This is a genomic window from Euzebya sp., assembly GCF_964222135.1.
GTDB lineage: Bacteria > Actinomycetota > Nitriliruptoria > Euzebyales > Euzebyaceae > Euzebya.
Genome location: NZ_CAXQBR010000102.1, coordinates 1 through 18087 on the forward strand (window position 1 = coordinate 1; position 18087 = coordinate 18087).

14 protein-coding genes are annotated in these 18087 nt (G+C 73.4%); 7 read left to right on the top strand and 7 right to left on the bottom strand.

Features of this window, described 5'->3' with window-relative positions; genetic code table 11:
* Together ACEQ2X_RS22345 and ACEQ2X_RS22350 are read right to left on the bottom strand one after the other, a co-directional pair.
* The coding region (locus ACEQ2X_RS22345; protein WP_370328096.1) for a S8 family serine peptidase at positions 1-4414 on the bottom strand (4414 nt) is incomplete at its 3' end.
* 177 nt (positions 4415-4591) lie between these two features.
* Positions 4592-4921, bottom strand: coding sequence for a DUF4333 domain-containing protein (locus ACEQ2X_RS22350; protein WP_370328097.1), 330 nt, complete (start codon positions 4919-4921; stop codon positions 4592-4594).
* Between the two features lie 51 nt (positions 4922-4972).
* Here ACEQ2X_RS22350 and ACEQ2X_RS22355 point away from each other — a divergent pair, with 51 nt between their 5' ends.
* Positions 4973-6154 (top strand): MarP family serine protease, encoded by a 1182-nt coding sequence (locus ACEQ2X_RS22355; protein WP_370328098.1) that lies wholly within the window; start codon positions 4973-4975, stop codon positions 6152-6154.
* A 275-nt stretch (positions 6155-6429) separates the two neighbouring features.
* Here ACEQ2X_RS22355 and ACEQ2X_RS22360 read toward each other — a convergent pair whose 3' ends face one another.
* A complete protein-coding gene (locus ACEQ2X_RS22360; RefSeq protein WP_370328099.1) occupies positions 6430-7782 on the bottom strand; it encodes a class II 3-deoxy-7-phosphoheptulonate synthase in 1353 nt (450 codons plus the stop codon).
* Between the two features lie 61 nt (positions 7783-7843).
* On the opposite strand from ACEQ2X_RS22360, the gene ACEQ2X_RS22365 reads away from it, so the two are divergent.
* Positions 7844-8605 (top strand): 3-hydroxyacyl-CoA dehydrogenase, encoded by a 762-nt coding sequence (locus tag ACEQ2X_RS22365; protein WP_370328100.1) that lies wholly within the window; start codon positions 7844-7846, stop codon positions 8603-8605.
* 13 nt (positions 8606-8618) lie between these two features.
* Here ACEQ2X_RS22365 and pruA read toward each other — a convergent pair whose 3' ends face one another.
* Positions 8619-10256: an L-glutamate gamma-semialdehyde dehydrogenase gene (gene pruA / locus ACEQ2X_RS22370; RefSeq protein WP_370328101.1), complete on the bottom strand. Its 1638-nt coding sequence runs from the start codon at positions 10254-10256 to the stop codon at positions 8619-8621.
* A 29-nt stretch (positions 10257-10285) separates the two neighbouring features.
* On the bottom strand, positions 10286-10645 hold the full coding sequence (locus ACEQ2X_RS22375) for a hypothetical protein (RefSeq protein WP_370328102.1): 360 nt from the start codon (positions 10643-10645) through the stop codon (positions 10286-10288).
* Between the two features lie 97 nt (positions 10646-10742).
* On the opposite strand from ACEQ2X_RS22375, the gene mutM reads away from it, so the two are divergent.
* Positions 10743-11561, top strand: a complete 819-nt coding sequence (gene mutM / locus ACEQ2X_RS22380) for a bifunctional DNA-formamidopyrimidine glycosylase/DNA-(apurinic or apyrimidinic site) lyase (RefSeq protein ID WP_370328103.1) — start codon at positions 10743-10745, stop codon at positions 11559-11561.
* A 22-nt stretch (positions 11562-11583) separates the two neighbouring features.
* Here mutM and ACEQ2X_RS22385 read toward each other — a convergent pair whose 3' ends face one another.
* Positions 11584-12207, bottom strand: a complete 624-nt coding sequence (locus ACEQ2X_RS22385; RefSeq protein WP_370328104.1) for a ClpP family protease — start codon at positions 12205-12207, stop codon at positions 11584-11586.
* Between the two features lie 86 nt (positions 12208-12293).
* Between ACEQ2X_RS22385 and ACEQ2X_RS22390 the strand changes: the two genes are divergently transcribed.
* Positions 12294-13007, top strand: coding sequence for an IclR family transcriptional regulator (locus ACEQ2X_RS22390; protein ID WP_370328105.1), 714 nt, complete (start codon positions 12294-12296; stop codon positions 13005-13007).
* 15 nt (positions 13008-13022) lie between these two features.
* Here the strand turns inward: ACEQ2X_RS22390 and ACEQ2X_RS22395 are convergent, their stop codons facing one another.
* Positions 13023-14693 (bottom strand): RNA polymerase sigma factor, encoded by a 1671-nt coding sequence (locus ACEQ2X_RS22395; protein ID WP_370328106.1) that lies wholly within the window; start codon positions 14691-14693, stop codon positions 13023-13025.
* A gap of 124 nt (positions 14694-14817) precedes the next feature.
* On the opposite strand from ACEQ2X_RS22395, the gene ftsH reads away from it, so the two are divergent.
* Genes ftsH through ACEQ2X_RS22410 form a run of 3 tightly spaced genes read left to right on the top strand, consistent with a single transcriptional unit; the run spans position 14818 to position 18085 of the window.
* Complete coding sequence (gene ftsH / locus ACEQ2X_RS22400) at positions 14818-16878, top strand: ATP-dependent zinc metalloprotease FtsH (protein ID WP_370328107.1); 2061 nt, start codon at positions 14818-14820, stop codon at positions 16876-16878.
* Positions 16875-17525: an NADPH-dependent F420 reductase gene (gene npdG, locus ACEQ2X_RS22405; RefSeq protein WP_370328108.1), complete on the top strand. Its 651-nt coding sequence runs from the start codon at positions 16875-16877 to the stop codon at positions 17523-17525. Before ftsH ends, npdG begins: the two co-directional genes overlap by 4 nt.
* Positions 17522-18085, top strand: coding sequence for a cob(I)yrinic acid a,c-diamide adenosyltransferase (locus ACEQ2X_RS22410; protein ID WP_370328109.1), 564 nt, complete (start codon positions 17522-17524; stop codon positions 18083-18085). Before npdG ends, ACEQ2X_RS22410 begins: the two co-directional genes overlap by 4 nt.
* The last annotated feature ends 2 nt before the right edge of the window (positions 18086-18087 follow it).

An 18087-nucleotide genomic window follows, 5' to 3' on the forward strand; every position in this document is an offset into this window, starting at 1 on the left:
CCCGACGCTCTTCCGATCTCAGCAGCAGGGGCGCCCCGGCGGCTGCGGCCGCCGGGCCGGCGGCCAGCGCGTCGGCGAACGCCGCGCCGGTGGCGGCGAACACCGTCGACGGTGCCTCGTCGGACACCTGGCCGGACGACGCGCCGAAGGCCTCGGCGCCCGCCACCGCGGTGGCGAACCGGTCGGCGCCGGCCAGGCGCTCGACGGTCCCGTAGGCCGCCAGCTCCTCGGCGACGGCGTCGCTGATGACGGCCGTGCCGCCCAGCAGCACGATGCGCTGCGGTGACAGCTGGCTGAGCTGGTCGGCGGTCGCCTGCGGCACGCCGGCGGCGTTGACCAGCAGGATCGGGGCGTCCACCGCGGCGGCGGCAGCACCGCCGGCCAGGGCGTCGGCGAAGCCGTCCCCGGTGGCGATGAACACCGTGCCGCTGTCGGCGTAGCCGGGCTGGCTGGTCAGCCACCCGGCCACCGCGGACGCGGTCGTGAACCGGTCGCGACCCTCGAGCCGCTCGACGGACAGGCCGCGTGCCTCGAGCGCGGCCACGGCGTCCTGGGACACCGCGGCGATGCCGCCGAGGACGACGACCCGCTCGACGCCGAGCCGGTCGAGCTCGTCGAGGGTCGCCTGGGGCACCACGTCGGTGCCGGTCAGCAGGATCGGGGCGTCCGCGCTGCGGGCCGCCGGGGCGGCGGTCAGCGCGTCGGGGAAGGTCCCCGCGGTCGCCAGGACGGCCGTGGTCGCCCCGTCGGGGAACGACGCCCGGCTGATCTCGACGGCGGTCGACATCCGATCGGCGCCGGCGACCCGGCTGACCGACTCGGGGATCGTCACCGGCTCCTCGACCGGATCGTCGACGGGGTCGTCGAACCCGTCGTCGCCGGCGTCGGCGGCGTCCTCTGCCGGCGGGTCGGTGACCCCGCCGACGCTCGGGCCGCCGGGGTTGCCGGCCCCGGTGCCCGGTGCGGGCGCGCCGGGCTGGTCGCCGTCGCCGGAGCCGTCGGAGCCGTCGTCACCCCCGTCGCCGCCGGGGGCGCCGAAGACGGTGACGAACGTGCGGTCGGTCGCGGTGCCCCGGAAGACGTCCGGTGCGGTCGCGCTGGTCGTGACCGCGCCACGTCCGGTCTGGGCACCGCGGACGGTCAGGGTGTAGCTGTCCGTCCCGCCGGGCGCGCCCGGCGCGGCGGTGACGAGGTAGTCCGTCGTCGGCGGGCCGTCGATCTGGTCGCCGGCCGTGCCGTTGGCGTTCTCCGCCCCGACGGTCAGGCCGTACGCCGGCGGTGGCGCCTGCGGCAGGTCCTCCGGGTCGTAGGTGAAGGTGACCTCCTCGGTGTCGCCGACCATGATCCAGAGCTGGAAGGTCCGGACCTGGTCGTCGACGGTCTCGCCGCTGGCGCCCCACAGCTGCATGCGCCACTCGGCGACGATCCAGTCGTCCACGTTGTCGGTGAGGATCGTGTAGGCGATCCCCTCCGAGCCGGCTTCCTCGCCGTTCAGGTCGGTCCAGAACGGTGCCATCACCGCGTTGGGCGCGGTCGGGTCGGGCAGGTCCTGGGGTTCGAACTCGGTGCCCGACGCGCCGCCGGCGACGGCGTACCCGTTCGAGGTCAGCGACAGCCGGGTCCAGGTCCGTCCCGCGTAGGTGAACGCGGGGGTGTTGAGGGTGATGACCTGCTCGTCGCCGACGGGGTTGAACGGGATCGGCGTGGAGAGGGCGGGGTCGTCGAGGGCGAAGTACGTCAGCGACCCGGCGGGTGCCGGGACGATGCCGGGGGCGGCGTCCTCGCGGCCGGGCAAGGTCATCTGCGTCCGGACGACGCCGTTCTGGGTGACCTGCGCACCGTCGGCGCTGACCAGCGAGAGCCGGTCGTTCAGGCGGGTGCGCACGTCGACGCTCGCGTCGTCGAGGGAGTCGTTCGACACCGTCACGGTGCACGTGCTGGTCGCGGCCGGGTCGCCGTTCGCGATCGCGTCGGGCGCGCAGTCCGAGGCGACGCGCACGTCGGCGGCCGTCTTGGTGAACGCGACCGGCAGGTGCAGGGGCACCGGCCCGCCGGCGAGGCGGATCTCGCCGAAGTGGTCGCCGGCGTCGAGGTTGGTGCCGTCGATGCGGATCGACAGCTCGACGCTCTCGCCGGGCGCGACGGTGAACGTGGACGGCTCGACGACGATCCGGCTGCCCTGCGGCGCGGAGGTCTCGACGGTGTAGGTGGCGGTCTCGTCGGTGACGTTGACCGCGGTCCTGGTGGTCTCGACCACGCCCGGCATCACCGGGGCGTTGATCGAGGGGAGGTTCAGGTCGATGCGCTGCAGCGGCGTGCCGGCGGACGCGGTGAAGGCGTCCGCGGACTCGTCGAAGGTCAGGCCGACCTCGGCGGCCACGGTCAGGTCGACGTGGCCGGCGCCGTAGTCGAACGGGTCGGCCGGCGTCGTGCCGTCCTCCTTCACGACGTCCTGGCGGGCCGACGTCATCAGCGCCGAGCGCACCTGACCGGGGGTCCAGTCGGGGTGGGCGGCCATGACCAGCGCGGCGGACCCGGCGATGTGCGGGCTCGACATCGAGGTGCCGGCGATCGCCTGGTAGTACTGCCCCTGCGCGCCGCCGTCCGGCGGCGGGCCGTTGGTCGGGGTCTGCCCGGCGAGGATCTGCACGCCGGGAGCGGTGATGTCGGGCTTCAGGAAGTCCCCACCCGGACCGCGGGAGCTGAACGTCGCCATGATGTCGCCGAACGACTCGTCGGTCACGGCGACGCCCTGGGTGAACGACGCCTGCGGGTTCGCGGCGTCGGTGATGAAGTCGACGACCTCGGCGCCCTCGTCGGGGTTGATCTGGACCGCCGGCAGGTAGTGGTTGTCGCTCACCAGGTCGGTCGTGCCCGGCGGGTTGTAGAGGATCATCCCGACCGCGCCGCCCTGGAGGACGTTCCAGCCCTTGGCGACGCGGGCGATCACGCCGCGCTCGCAGACCACGATCTGCCCCTCGAACGTGCCGGGCGGGGCCGGCTCGAGGCAGTCGATGTCGTAGCCCTCGGCCTCGGAGGCGAGGACGACGTCGGTCGGGGTCGACACGCCGTTCGTGATGGACACGCCGTCGACCTGCAGCTGCTCGCTGCCGTCGGTGAGGGTGATCGTCGAGATGAACGCCCGGTCCTGGGTGGACGCGGCGACGCTGGTCAGCCACGGCGAGACGTGGTTGACCGTCCCGGCCCCGGGGCCGTCGTTGCCGGCGGAGGCGGCGACGAACACGCCGGCGGCGTAGGCGTCGAGGAAGGCGAGCTCGACCGGGTCGGTGTAGGGGTTCGTCCCGCCCGAGATCGAGAAGTTGATGACGTCGACGTCGTCCTCGATGGCTGCGGCGACCGCGGCGGCGGAGTCCGAGCCGAAGCAGCCCTGCGGGCCGCAGACCTTGTAGACGCTGACGTGGGCGCCGGGGGCGATGCCAGTCACCGGGCCGCGGTCGACGCCGAACAGGTTGGCGACGTCGGTGGGTGTGCCGGCTGCCGTGGTGGCGGTGTGGGTGCCGTGCCCGTCGGAGTCGCGCGCGGAGTCCGGGTACTCCTCGTCGCCGACGAAGGCGTTGTAGCTGTCGATGAACGGCGCGCCGCCGATCAGCTTGTCGTTGCACTCGAAGACGTCCTCGCCGGACGTGAGCGGGTTGTCGCCGAAGTTGCACTCCCGCGGGAACCCGTCCGGGCGCTCGGGCGCCGGCGGCAGGTCGACGTCCTGGCGCTCGCGGAACTCAGGGTGCTCGGGCCAGGCGCCCGAGTCGAGGATGCCGACGATCACGCCCTCCCCGGCGGTGGCGGTGTTCCCGTCCTCGCCGACCAGGTCGGCCCACAGCTCGGTGGCGCCGATGAACTCCGGGGAGGAGTCGGTGAGGGCCTGGTGGAGGGTGTCGCGCTGCACGGCGACGACGCCGTCGATCGCGGCGATGTCACGGATCTTGACCCCGCTGGCCTGGATGGCGACCCCGCCGTAGACGGTGCGCAGGCGCTGACCCACGACGGCGCTGGGGTCGATGGCGCGCAGCTGGTCGATGAAGGCCTGCTCGGCCGGCTCGGCGACGCCGGCTTCGTAGCTCCGGACCGCGGCGGCGTCCGGGTTGAGGCTCTGGCCGGTGACCGACGGGCTGGTGGCCTCGAACCCGTCTCGACCCCCGACGTAGGCGGCGGTGGCGTCGTAGTCGAGCTTGACGACCACGTTGACCGGCGCGGGGTCGTCGAGCTCGAGGAGGGACTCGTCGCTCTGGGCCAGGCGGCTCGACGCCGCGCGGCCCGATGACGTCGTCGTCCCCTCGAGCGGGATCGCCTCGAAGGACCCGGGATCACCGGGCTGTTGGGCACCCGCTGCCGGGGCGAGGGCAGCAGCGAGCACGAGCGCCGCGAGCAACGCGACGGAACGCCTCAGAGAAGGCATCTGGTAACTCCCCGTTAGGTGTCGATCGGTGGCGAGACACGCCACCCGGACGGCTCGACGCCCAGTGGTGACTAGGCCGTTCGAGCTATCCGCCCACCCAAGAGCACGCCCGGCCGGTAGGGCATTGTCCGATCGTGAGGGTTTGGACAGGTGATGACCGGTTGCACAACGCGGGGTCTAGTCAGATCCGGCTGGTGCTCGGACGTCGGTCAGCTCCCACTCGACCCCGCCTGCGTCGTCGACCTGCTGGACCTCGACGGTGCCGATCGACCCGTCGACGGCGTGGGCGCGGCAGACGAACACGCGCCCCTCCTCCGGCTGGACGTCGTCCGGGCACTCCACGGAGTCGATGTCGATCCCGTCCGCCCGCGCCTCGATCCCGATCTCGATCTCCTGCTCGAGCGGCTCGGTGTCCAGCCCGCCGAAGGAGAACGACACGTCGCCGCACCCCCCGGCCAGCGCGCAGAGGCCGAGGAGGGTCAGGAGGGTGCGGGTGCGAAGGCTCACGTCCCCAATCCTTCCACGGCGACGGCGGGCACGAGGGCACACTGGGTCGTCGTGAACGCCGTCGACGTCGTCCTGCTCGTCATGTTGGCGGCCGCGGTGTTCCGCGGGTGGCGGCAGGGGGCGCTCAGCCAGGTGTTCGCCTTCGGCGGCGCGGCGGGCGGCCTGGTCGCGGGAGGGATCCTCGCCCCTGTCATCGCCGGTGAGCTGGTCGACCAGCCCGGCGTCGCGCTGGCCCTGACCACGTTCGGGATCCTCATCGCATCGGTCCTGGCCGGCCAGGCGCTCGGGTTCGTGCTCGGCCTGCGGCTGCGGGACGCCGCGCACCGCTCCGGCGTCGGGCCGGTCGACTCGGTGCTCGGCGTCGGCGTGGGGGTCGCGGTGCTGGCCCTCAGCGTCTGGATCGCCGGGTCGGTGCTCGCCCAGGGCCCCGTCCCGGCCCTGGCGCGGCAGGTCCGCGGCTCGACCGTGCTGGCCACGATCGACGAGGTGCTCCCCACCCCACCCGACCTGTTCGGGCGCGTCGCGGCGTTCCTCGACACCCAGGGCTTCCCGCAGGTCTTCGCCGGACTGGGCGGCGGCTCCACCGCGCCGCCCGTCGAACCGCCGGGGGAGGGGGCGGTGGCCGCCGCGGGGGCCGCGGGCACCCCCTCGACGGTGCAGGTGGAGGCGCTCGGCTGCGGCGGGGTCTCCACCGGCAGCGGGGTGGTCGTCCGCGACGGCTTCGTCGTCACCAACGCCCACGTGGTCGCCGGTGGTGAGGTCCTCAGCGTCCGCGACGCCGCCGGCACGCACGATGCGGTCGCCGTCCACGTCGACCCGAACCTCGACCTCGCGGTGCTGAGCTCCCCGACGGCGACCGCCACCCCGCTGCCGTGGGCCTCGACCCCGGCCGAGCGGGGGACCAGCGGCGCCACGCGCGGCTTCCCCGGCGGCCAGCGGGAGCTCAACGTCCGACCGGCGGCGGTGCGCTCCCGCGAGGAGGCGCTGGGCCGCGACATCTACGGCGGCAGCGTGACCGCCCGCGAGATCCTCACCCTGGAGGCGGGCGTGCGCCCCGGCGACTCAGGCGGCCCGTTCGTGACCGAGGCCGGCGAGATCGGCGGCATCGTCTTCGCCGCGGCGACGGCCGACGGCGACATCGGCTACGCCCTCACCGCCGAGCGGGTCCGCCCCGACGTCGACGCCGCCATCGCCCGCAACACCACCGCCCCCACCGGCGCCTGCCGCTACTGACCCGCCCCACCCCTCCCCAGCCCAGGAGGTTGGCCGATCCGGCCAGATCCCGCCGGATCCCCACCCACCGCCACAGCCGGACCGAACGACGTCGCAGGACCCCCCACGTCCTCCACCCAACCAGACCGCCGAGGCCGGCGTCTCGGCGACCGCTGACGAGGAGCAGACCGCAAGCCGGGTTTCAAGCGGAGCTCCGAGCTTGCTCGGAGCGCAGCCCCGGCGAGGATCTGCACCGCAGGCAGCGGGTGGCGAGACCGCCAGCCGGACCGACGCGGTCAGCTCCTGAGCATCTCCGCCACCTGGAACGCGAGCTCCAGGGACTGGGCGTTGTTGAGGCGGGGATCGCAGGCGGTCTCGTACCGCTGGGCGAGGTCGAGGTCGGCGATGTTCTGGTCGCCGCCGAGGCACTCGGTGACGTCCTCGCCGGTCAGCTCCATGTGCACCCCGCCCGGCACGGTCCCGGCGGTGGTGTGGGCGGCGAAGAAGCCGCGGATCTCACCGAGGACGTCGTCGAAGCGGCGGGTCTTGTAGCCCGACTCCGACGTGATCGTGTTCCCGTGGCAGGGGTCGCAGACCCAGACGACGTTGCGGCCGCCCTCCCGGGTGGCGGTGAGGAGGGGCGGGAGGACCTCCTCGATCGCGTCCACGCCCATGCGGCTGATGAGGGTCAGCCGGCCCGGGACGTTGTCGGGGTTGAGCAGGTCGCAGACCTCGAGGAGCTCGTCTGGCGTCATGGTCGGCCCGACCTTGCACCCGATGGGGTTGTGGACGCCGGAGAGGAAGTGCATGTGGGCGCCGTCGAGCTGGCGGGTCCGCTCACCGATCCACAGCATGTGGGCGCTGCAGTCGTACCAGTCGCCGGTGAGGGAGTCCTGGCGGGTCATCGCCTCCTCGTAGTCGAGGAGGAGCGCCTCGTGTGAGGTGAAGACGTCGACGGTGTTGAACGTCGGCTGCCGGTCGATGTCCAGGCCGATCGCCCGCATGAAGTTGAGGGCGCGGTCGATCTCCTGGGCCACCTGCTCGTAGCGCTGCCCCTGCGGTGAGCCGGCGACGAACTCCTGGTTCCACGCGTGCACCCGCTGGAGGTCTGCGAACCCGCCCTGGGTGAAGGCGCGCACCAGGTTCAACGTCGAGGCGGAGTGGTGGTACATCCGCTCGAGCCGGGTCGGGTCGGGGATGCGGTTCTCGAGGATCGGCGCCAGGCCGTTCACCGCGTCGCCCTTGTAGCTGGGCATCTCGACGCCGTCGACGACCTCGGTGGGGCTGGAGCGCGGCTTGGCCATCTGCCCGGCGATCCGGCCGACCTTCACGATCGGCATCTGCGCGCCGTAGGTCAGCACGATCGCCATCTGCAGGATGACCTTCAGCTTGTCCCGCGTGATGTCCGCGCCGGCGGCGTCGAAGGTCTCCGCGCAGTCGCCGCCCTGGAGCAGGAACGCCTCGCCGCGGCTGACCCGCGCCAGCTGCTCGGTGAGGTCCCGCGCCTCACCCGCGAAGACGAGCGGCGGCTGGGCGGCGATCCGCTCGAGCACCTGCTTCAGCTGGTCCGCGTCGGGGTACTCCGGCAGCTGCTGTGCGGGCAGGTCGTGCCAGGAGGACGGGGTCCAGCGAGTTGTTGCGGCGCTCATGGTGGCCCCATGGTCCCACCGGTTCGGAGGGTCCGCAAAGTGTGCGGTAGCGTCCCGCGCCATGGACCTCGAGGGAACCGTCGCGCTCGTCACCGGAGGGGCCTCGGGCCTCGGCAAGGCCACGGCCAGGATGCTGCTCGACCGGGGGGCTCGGGTGGTGCTCGTCGACCTGCCCTCCTCCCCGGGTGCCGAGGTGGCGGGGGAGTGGGGCGACGCCGCCACCTTCGTCCCCGCCGACGTGACCGATCCCGACGCGGTGGGGGAGGCGGTCAAGACGGCCACCGGTCTGGGTGATCTGCGGACCGCGGTCAACTGCGCCGGCATCGGTCCGCCCAACCGCGTGCTCAGCCGCAAGGGCCCCCACCCCCTCGACGCGTTCGAGACCGTCATCCGCGTCAACCTGATCGGCACGTTCAACGTGATCCGGCTGGCCGCCGCGGCGATGGCCGAGACCGAGCCGGTCGACGGCGAGCGCGGAGTGATCGTCAACACCGCGTCGGTCGCGGCGTTCGAGGGCCAGATCGGCCAGGCGGCCTACTCCGCCTCGAAGGGCGGGATCGTCGGCATGACCCTGCCGATCGCACGGGACCTGGCCGACAAGCTCATCCGGGTCTGCACGATCGCGCCCGGGCTCTTCTCGACCCCGCTGCTGCACGGGCTCCCGCCGGAGGCGAAGCAGGCCCTCGAGGCGTCGGTCCCCATGCCCGCGCGGCTCGGCGAGCCGGAGGAGTACGCCAAGCTCGCGGTCCACATCTGCGAGAACCCGATGCTGAACGGCGAGACGATCCGCCTCGACGGCGCGATCCGCATGGCGCCGAGGTAGCGTCGCCGACCGGTCAGCCCTGGAAGGGGTAGCGCCAGTCCGTCGGGGGGACGAAGGTCTCCTTGATCGAGCGGGGGCTGACCCAGCGCATCAGGTTCGACGGCATGCCGGCCTTGTCGTTCGTGCCGGAGGCGCGGCCGCCCCCGAAGGGCTGCTGGCCGACCACGGATCCGGTCGGCTTGTCGTTGACGTAGAAGTTGCCGGCCGCATGGCGCAGGGCGGTCATCGCCTGGTCGACCGCCGCCCGGTCGTCCGCGAACACCGCGCCGGTCAGCGCGTACGGGCTGGTCGAGTCGACCAGCTCGAGGGTGGCGTCCCACTCCGCGTCGTCGTAGACGAAGACGGTCAGGACCGGGCCGAACAGCTCCCGAACCATGGTGTCGCTCAGCGGGTCCTCGGTGACCAGCACGGTCGGGTCGACGAACCAGCCGTCGGCGTCGTCCGCGGTGCCGCCGACGAGCACCTCCACGCCGTCGGCGCGCGCCCCCTCGATCGCCTCGGTGATCCGCCGGTACGCCGCACCGTCGATCACCGCCCCGCAGAACGTCGACAGGTCGGCCACGTCGCCGACGGTGATCGCCGTGGCGATGTCGGCCAGGTCGTCGCGGACGCGGGGCCACAGCGACGACGGCACGTAGGCCCTGCTGGCCGCGGAGCACTTCTGGCCCTGGTACTCGAACGCGCCGCGCCCGAGGGCGACGGCCACCGCGGCGGGATCCGCCGAGGGGTGGGCGATCAGGAAGTCCTTGCCGCCGGTCTCCCCGACGATGCGGGGGTACGCCCGGTAGCCGTCGATCCCCGCCGCGGTCTTGCGCCACAGCTGGCGGAACACCGCTGTGGACCCCGTGTAGTGCAGGCCGGCGAAGTCCCGGTGGGCCATCGCCACGTCGCTGACGAGCGCGCCGTCGCCGTGCACGAGGTTGATGACCCCGTCGGGCAGCCCGGCGGCCCGCAGCAGGTCCATGGTCAGCTGGGCGGCGAAGGCCTGCTTCTCCGACGGCTTCCACACCACGGTGTTGCCCATGATCGCCGGCGCCGTCGGCAGGTTCCCGGCGATCGCGGTGAAGTTGAACGGCGTCAGGGCCAGGACGAAGCCCTCGAGGGGCCGGTGGTCCAACCGGTTCCACATGCCGTCGACCGACAGCGGCTGCTCGGCGTGGATCTGCTCGGCGAAGGCGCAGTTGAACCGGAGGAAGTCGATGAGCTCGCAGGCGGCGTCGATCTCGGCCTGGTGCACCGACTTGGACTGCCCCAGGATCGTGGCGGCGTTGATCCGGTCGCGCCACGGGCCGGCGAGCAGGTCCGCGGCCCGCAGGAAGATCGCGATGCGGTCCACCAAGGGCGTGCCGGCCCAGCCCGGCGCCGCCGCACCACAGGCGTCGATCGCCGCCTCCACGTCCGTGGGGCTGGCGGCGTGGACCGTCGCGAGGTGCAGCCCGTGGTCGTGGGGGGCGCGCACCTCGAACGTCGCCTCGCTCCGCACGTCGGCGTCACCGATCCGCATCGGCGCGTCGAGCGGATCGGCGGCGCGCATCTCGTCGACCACGGCGGCGAGCGCCGTGCGCTCGGGGTTCTGGGGAGCGTAGGTCCTGACCGGCTCGTTCTCGGGCCGGGGGACGGCGAACTGTCCGGTAGCGCTGACGATGCTCATGTCGAGACCGTAGCGCCTGGCGCGGCGCCTCAGGCCAGGAGCTCGACGGCCTCGTCGGTCAGCCGCTGGAGCTTGTCGATCAGCACGGCGCGGACGAGCTGCTCGACGTCGGGGGAGATGTCCTCGACCCCGCCGCGGGCCAGCCGCTCGTCGACGCGGGCGTGCAGCAGGTGGAGGGATTCGAGCGCCTCGCGGTGGGCGTCCGGAAGCTCAGCGGCCGCGACGAGCAGGAGCGTCCAGCAGTGGATGCTGTCCTCCTCGCTCTGGAGCGACAGGATGGTGCGGGCCGGGTGGCCGAGCACGCGCTGGAGCGCGCTGCACCGGTCGCGCAGGAACGTGACGGCCCAGTCGGGGACCCGACCCGTCACATCACGCTCAGCTAGCCTCATCGCTTCCTCGTCACTCTCGGTTATCGCGTTGAGGCGGTGATCGGCAGGATCCCGCAGAACCCTTAACCCGAATTCCGACCCACCCCTCATCCCGCGCATGCCAGAGCTCCCCGAGGTCGAGAGCGTGCGGCGCCAGCTGGCGCCGCGCCTGGTCGGGCTGGCCATCGACAGGGTCGAGGCCGACCCGGCGATGCCGCGCTACCTGCGCCCGACCGACGCCGAGGGGTTGACCATCACGTCCGTCGAGCGGCGGGGGAAGTACCTGGTCGCATCGCTCGAGGACGCCCTCGACCTGATCCTCCACCTGGGCATGACCGGTGTGCTCCGCTGGCGCGACGAGGACGGCTGGGAGCCCGACGCCTACGTCCGCGCGAGCCTGCACATGGTGGACCCAGACGGCCGGCCGGCGATCCTCGACTTCCGGGACGTCCGCCGCTTCGGCACCCTGGCCGTCACCCGCCACGGCGAGCACGACGAGCTGCCGACCCTCGCGGCCCTCGGCCCCGAGCCGCTCGGCGAGGACTTCACCCTCGCCGGGTTCGCCGCGGCGCTCCGCGCGACCGGGCAGCAGGTCAAGCCGTTCCTGCTGTCCCAGCGGCCCGTCGCGGGCGTCGGCAACATCTACGCCGACGAGGCGCTGTGGCGCGCCCGGATCCACCCGGCGTCGCGGCGCGTCGGGCGGGCCCGCAGCGACCGGCTCCACGCCGCCATCCGCGAGGTGCTCGCGGAGGCGATCGAGCGGGAGGGCACGACGTTCCGCGACTACCAGATGGTCAACGGCGCGTCGGGGCGCAACGCCGCCTTCCTGGTCGCCTACGGGCAGGAGGGCAAGCCGTGCCCGCGCTGCGCGACCGCGATGCGGAAGACGACGATCGGCGGGCGGGGGACCACCTACTGCCCCGGCTGCCAGCGCTGACCGACCGGGGGAGGGGAGGCGGCTACAGCCCGCCCTGCTGGCGGACCTCGTCGATGAGGCCGTACTCGACGGCGTCGTCGGCGCTGAGCCAGAAGTCGCGCAGCGTGTCCTTCTCGACCTTGTCGAGGGGCTGACCCGAGCGCTCGGCGAGGATCTCGTTGATCCGCTGGCGCATGAACGTCATCTGCTGGGCCTGGATCTGGATGTCCGACGCCTGGCCGCGCGCCCCGCCGAGGGGCTGGTGGATCATGATGCGGGCGTTCGGGGTGGCCGAGCGCGTCCCCGTGCCGGTGGCGAGCAGGAACGCCCCTGCCGACGCGGCCATGCCGACGCAGACGGTGTTGACCTTCGCGTCGATCAGGTTCATCACGTCGTACATCGCGAACATCCCGCTGATCACGCCGCCGGGGGAGTTGATGTACATCGTGATGTCCTCGTCGGACTCCGAGCCGAGGGACAGCAGCTGCGCGACGATGTCGTCGGCCTTGGTCTCCTCGATCGGCCCGCGGAGGTAGAGGACCCGGCGGTCGTACAGCTTCTTGTAGGGGTTCAGCTGGAGCGCCTGGGCGATCGCACCCGCCTCCTCGGGCTTGGGCTCCTCGTCGTCGTCCATCCGAGGCATGCCGTGCATGGAGAACAGGCTCACTACTCGCTCCTGGCGGTCGCGTCGTCGGGGGGCGCACAGGGTAATCGGACCGCCCGGCGCCTGCCGGGCTGGCTAGGCTCCGAGACGTGGCGGACTCGAGCGGATCGCGGACCCTCGCGAGGGGGTTGTCGGTGCTGCGGGCGCTCGGCACGTCGGACGACGGCGCGACCGTGGCCGAGATCTCGACGAGGACCGGCCTCGACCGTGCGGTGCTGTACCGGTTGCTGTCCACACTGCTGGACGAGGGGTTCGTCACCCGCGACGAGTCGACCCGCGAGTTCCACCTCGGGGTGGCGCTGGTCGAGCTCGGCGCCCGCGCCAGCGAGGACCTCGAGGTGACCCGCCTGGCGGCGACGGGGATGCAGCAGCTCATGGAGCTGAGCCGCGAGGCGGTGTGCCTGGCGGTCCGCGACGGCGACGAGGCCGTCGTCGTGGATCGGGTCGAGCCGCCGGGCCTGTTCGTCCGCATCGGCTACGCCGTCGGCTTCCGGCACGCCCTGGGGGTCGGCGCGCACGGCCGGGCCCTGCTGGCCAGCCTGCCGGCCGCCCCCGGTCTGCCGGCGCTGCCCCGCGCGGTCCGCGACGGGATCCGCCGCGCCGGCTACGCGGTGTCGACCGACGAGCTCGAGCTCGGCGCCTCCGGGGTCGCCGCCCCGATCCTTGACGCCCGCGGCCAAGCGGTGGCGGCGCTGGGCGTCGTCGCCCCGACCGCGCGGCTGCCCGACCCCTCGACGCTCGGCACCCCGATCGCGACGACCGCCGCGGAGATCAGCCGACGGCTCGGCTTCACCGCCCGCTGACCGCGGGACCGGCCGTCAGGACGGCAGGCCGAAGACCTGGATGGCGATGAGGATGCCGAGCGCGCTGCCGCCGAGGATCGGCAGCACCCACGACAGGAGCGCCGCCATCCGGTTGGACCCCGCGGGTTCGACATCGGCGTCGTGGTGGTCCACGTGGTGGTCCTGGCCCTCGACGTAGCCGCCGACCAGCCCTGCGTCCTCGTCGTCGAACACGACCGGGCCGGGGCGCGGCGTGGCCGCCGGCGCGGGCTCGTCGCCGAGGTGCTGCAGGTCGGCGTAGGGGTCGGCTGGCCGCCCAGGTGCGGGCTCCGGTTCGGGGTCGGCGTCGAACCCGGCGAACGGGTCGTCATCGTCGTCGCCCTCGGCCAGGATGTCGCTGAGCCGCAGCTCGGCCGTGGACCCGGGATCGGGCCGCCAGTCCACGTCCTCCTCGGGGGCGTCGGCCCCGGCCTGCGGCATGTCGGCGGTGTCCCCGACCGCCCCGTCCCCGACCGCCCCGTCCCCGCCCGTTGCGTCCCCGACCGGGCGGAACGGGTCGTCCTCGACGGGCGTACCGGCGTCGACCGGCGGCATGGGGCCCGTGGCCTCGAGGGGAGCGGCCTCGAGGGGAGCGGCCTCCGCAGGAGCGCCCTCGAGGGGACCAGTGGCGTCGAGCGGCCCGAACGGGTCGTCCGGGTCCGCGTCGTCGACGAGCGCCGCGTCGCGCAGGTCCTCGGGGGCGGCCTCCCCGATCTGCGACCCCCCACCGGCCGGCTCCCCGGTCAGGTCGTCTGCCGTGAGGTCGTCTGCGGTCAGGAGGTCCTGGTCCCCCTCGTCCCCGAGCGGCGGCTGCTCGGCCACCGGGCCGTCGACGGCCGGTCCACCGACGAGGAGGTCATCGTCCAAGGGCCCCTCGGCAGCCGGTCCCTCACCCGGGGGCACGGCGACCGGGCGGTCGCCGCTGGTCAGGACCGTCACCAGGATCCGCTGGCCCATGTCCGGGGTGGCGGGCAGGCCCTCGATGCGACGGCGGCCGCGGCGCACGGTGCGGGACTTGGCGGCGCACCCGGGGCGCTCGTCGATGGCGGCGGACGTCTCGTCAGCGACCTCGGGTGAGGCCACGCCGAGGCACCAGTCGCCGAGGCCCGGCAGGTCGTCGCAGCCGTCCTCGTGCAGGGACGCGCGGTCCGCGGTCGAGGTCTCCGGGCCGGCCAGCGCCACCAGGGCGCGGGCGAGGGCTTCGTCGGCGCCGGGGTCCTGCTCGGTGCTCGGGATGCCCCGGTCGTGGGCCAGCAGCAGCGCGTGGCGCTCGTCGTCGTCGAGCTCGGCGATGGCCCGCTCGGCCGCGTCCAGGAACCGGACGTCCGGGGCCGGCAGGTCGGGCAGCAGCCCGGCGGCCGACGGGGACGACGGTGCGGTGCCGTCGCGGCGGAGCCGCTCGGTCCCGATCTCCCACGTGGCGCGGCGCACCCAGCCCTCGAGCGGACCGGTCGTCGGCGGATCGGCCCACAGGCGGGCGTACACCCCGAGGAGGACCGCCTCGACCTCGTCGGCGCCGGCCATAAGGCGGCGGGCGACCGCGTGGGCGGCGGGGACGGACCGGTGGTACGCCTCGGCCAGCGCCAACGGGTGGCCGGCGGCCAGGGAGTCGAGGATGACGCCCTCGCCGGCACGGCGGAAGTCGAGTGCATCGCGTGGCTGAGTCATCACCGACACCGTAGTCCGTCACCGGCTGATCCGGACCGATCTGCCACGGCCGTGCGGGCAGGGCGGGGAGCACGGCCGCGGGCAGGGGTGGCGAAGGCCCAGCCATCCCGCGACAGTGGGGAGCGTGAACGGCTCCTCGCGCAACCGCATCATCACGATCGTCCTGGTGGTGCTCGTGCTCATGCTGGCCTTCAGCAGCTTCAGCACGGTGGCGGGCGGTGAGGAGCTGTCCTACACCGAGTTCCGCGAGGCCGTCCGGGACGACCGGGTGGCGTCGGTGACCTTCACCGGCCAGAACGTCAGCGGCGAGTACGCCGAGGACGCCGTCGACGAGGGCGAGCCGCAGACGTTCTCCTCGTTCCTGCCAGTCGAGACCGTCGTCGGCACCGGCGGCATCGAGGGCTTCCTCGCCGAGAACGACGTCGAGATCCGCGCCGCCGCGGACGATGGCGGGATCGCCGGCCTGCTCCTGCCCCTCCTCTTCCCCCTCCTGCTCTTCGGCGGGTTCATCTACTTCCTCAACCGCCAGGCCCGCGGGCAGATGGGCGGGCTCGGCCAGATCGGCAAGTCCCAGGCCAAGATCCACAAGACCGACGAGCCGTCGACCACGTTCGACGACATCGCGGGGTACGCGGAGGTGAAGGAGGAGATCAAGGAGGTCGTCCAGTTCCTCCGCGACCCCTCGAAGTTCCGCCAGGCCGGCGCCGAGGTGCCGAAGGGCATGTTGATGGTCGGCCCGCCCGGGACCGGGACGACGCTGCTGGCCCGCGCGGTGGCCGGCGAGGCGGGGGTGCCGTTCATCTCCGTCACCGGCTCGGACTTCATGGAGATGTTCGTCGGCGTGGGCGCGAGCCGGGTCCGGGACCTCTTCAAGACCGCCCGCGAGAACGCCCCGTCGATCATCTTCATCGACGAGCTCGACTCCATCGGGCGCAAGCGCGGTGCCGGGCTGGGCGGCGGGCACGACGAGCGCGAGCAGACCCTCAACCAGATGCTGGGTGAGATCGACGGCTTCGAGGGGTCGAGCGGCGTCGTCATCATGGCGGCCACCAACCGGCCCGACGTGCTGGACCCCGCCCTCACCCGGCCCGGTCGGTTCGACCGCCAGATCGTGGTGCCCCTGCCCACGCTCGAGGAGCGCGAGGAGATCCTCCGCATCCACATGCGCGGCAAGCCGATCGGCGCCGACGTCGACGCGAAGACCCTCGCCCGCGGCACGCCCGGCATGGCCGGCGCGGACCTGAAGAACCTGGTGAACGAGGCCGCGCTGATCGCCGTCCGCTCCGGATCCGCCGAGATCCGCATGGACGACCTCGAGCGGGCCCGCGAGCGCCAGACCATCGGTCGGGAGCGGTCGACGCTGCACCTCAGCGAGAAGGAGAAGGAGTCCGTCGCCTACCACGAGGGCGGCCACGCGCTGGCGGCGTTCCTCGAGTCAGAGGCCGACCCGGTCTACAAGGTGACGGTCCTCCCCGTCGGCATGGCCCTCGGCGTCACGACCCAGCTGCCCGTCGACGAGCGGCACATCCACACCCTCAGCTACCTCGAGGCCAAGCTCCGGGTCATGCTCGGCGGCCGCGCAGCCGAGCTGGTCGCCCTCGGGCAGCCGACCACCGGCGCGTCGAACGACCTGCTGCAGGCCACCAAGCTGGCCCGCGCGATCGTCCGCGAGTTCGGCATGACCGAGGCCGTCGGCCCGGTCGGCTACGGCGAGGACCGGCCGGTCTTCCTCGGCGAGGAGCTCGGGAAGGGCCACGACTACTCCGACGACTTCGCCCGGGCCGTGGACGCCGAGGCGCACCGGATCCTGAGCGAGAACCTCGCGCAGCTGGTGGAGCGCTTCCGCGATCTCCGCGGGGGGCTCGACTCGATGGCGGAGCTGCTCGTCGAGCGCGAGGCCATCAGCGGGAACGAGGCGCTGCAGGCGGTGAAGGAGGGGATACCCGAGCACCTCCACCACCTGCTGACCGGCCAGGCCTCGGAGGTCAAGACCGTGGCCGCCCAGGGCACGAACGGTCACGGCCCGCCGGTCGGCCTCGGCGTGCCGGCCGGGCAGCCGACCCCGCCGTCCAACGGCAACGGCGGCGGCATCGGACGACCGGGTCCCGGTGGTCGCCCGCCGACCGGCGGCCCCGGCACACCCCCGCCGCCCCCGCCGGGCGCGCCCGTCCCGCCACCGCGGTGATCGGAATCATCGGCGGCACCGGGCCGCAGGGACGGGGGCTGGCGCTCCGCTTCGCCCGGGCTGGCCTGGACGTCCTCATCGGGTCCCGCGACCCGGCGCGGGCGGCTGACGTCGCTGCGGACGTCCCGCGGGGCGACGGGGCGGGCGTCGTCGAGGGGGCGGCGAACGGCGACCTGCCGGGCCGGTGCGACGTGCTGGTGCTGACCGTGCCCTACGACGCCCTCGATGCCACCCTCGGCCAGCTCGCTGACGCGGTCGGCGACCACCTCGTCCTGTCAGCGGTCAACAACATGGGCTTCGAGGACGGCCGGCCGGTGCCGCTCGAGGTGCCCGCCGGGTCCGCCGCCCACGAGATCGCGGCCCGTTGGCCGGATGCCCGGGTGTGCACCGCCTTCAACACCGTCTCCGCGGTCCACCTGCGCAACCTCGACCACGACTTCGACGAGGACGTCCTGGTGTGCGGTGACGACCGCGACGCCGTGGCAGCCGTCACGGCGCTGATCGACCGCATCGAGGGGCTGCGCGGCGTCGACGTCGGCGACCTCGCCCAGGCCGCGACCGTCGAGGCGATGACGCCCATGATCGTGAGCATCAACAAGCGCAACGGCGTCAACGCCGGTGTCCGGATCGTGGGGCTCGACCCGTGAAGGTCTACACGAAGCGCGGGGACGACGGCACGACCGGCCTGCTCTACGGCGGGCGGGTCGACAAGGACGACCTGCGGACCAGCGCCTACGGCACCGTCGACGAGACCGTCAGCGCCCTGGGCATGGCCCGCGCCGCGCTGCCCGAGGGGGAGGGGCCGGAGGGCCGCTGGCACGACGCCGTCCTCACGATCCAGCGCGAGCTGTTCGTCGTCGGCGCCCAGCTGGCCACCCACTCCGACCACTGGCCCAAGCTGACCGTCGGCGTGTCGCTGACGACCCCGGAGATGGTCGACGTGCTCGAGTCGCGCATCGACGCGCTGACCGAGGCCCACCCGCTCCCGCAGGCCTTCGTCGTCCCGGGCGCGTCACCCGCCGGGGCGGCGATCGACCTGGCCCGCACGATCTGCCGGCGCGCGGAGCGCTACGTCGTCGCGATGCAGCGGGCCGACCTGCTGCCCGACGACGCGCCGCTGCGGTACCTGAACCGGTTGAGCGACTACCTGTTCGTCCTGGCCAGGGCGGTCGAGGGCGGCCGGCACACCCCCACCCGCGCGGAGTAGGC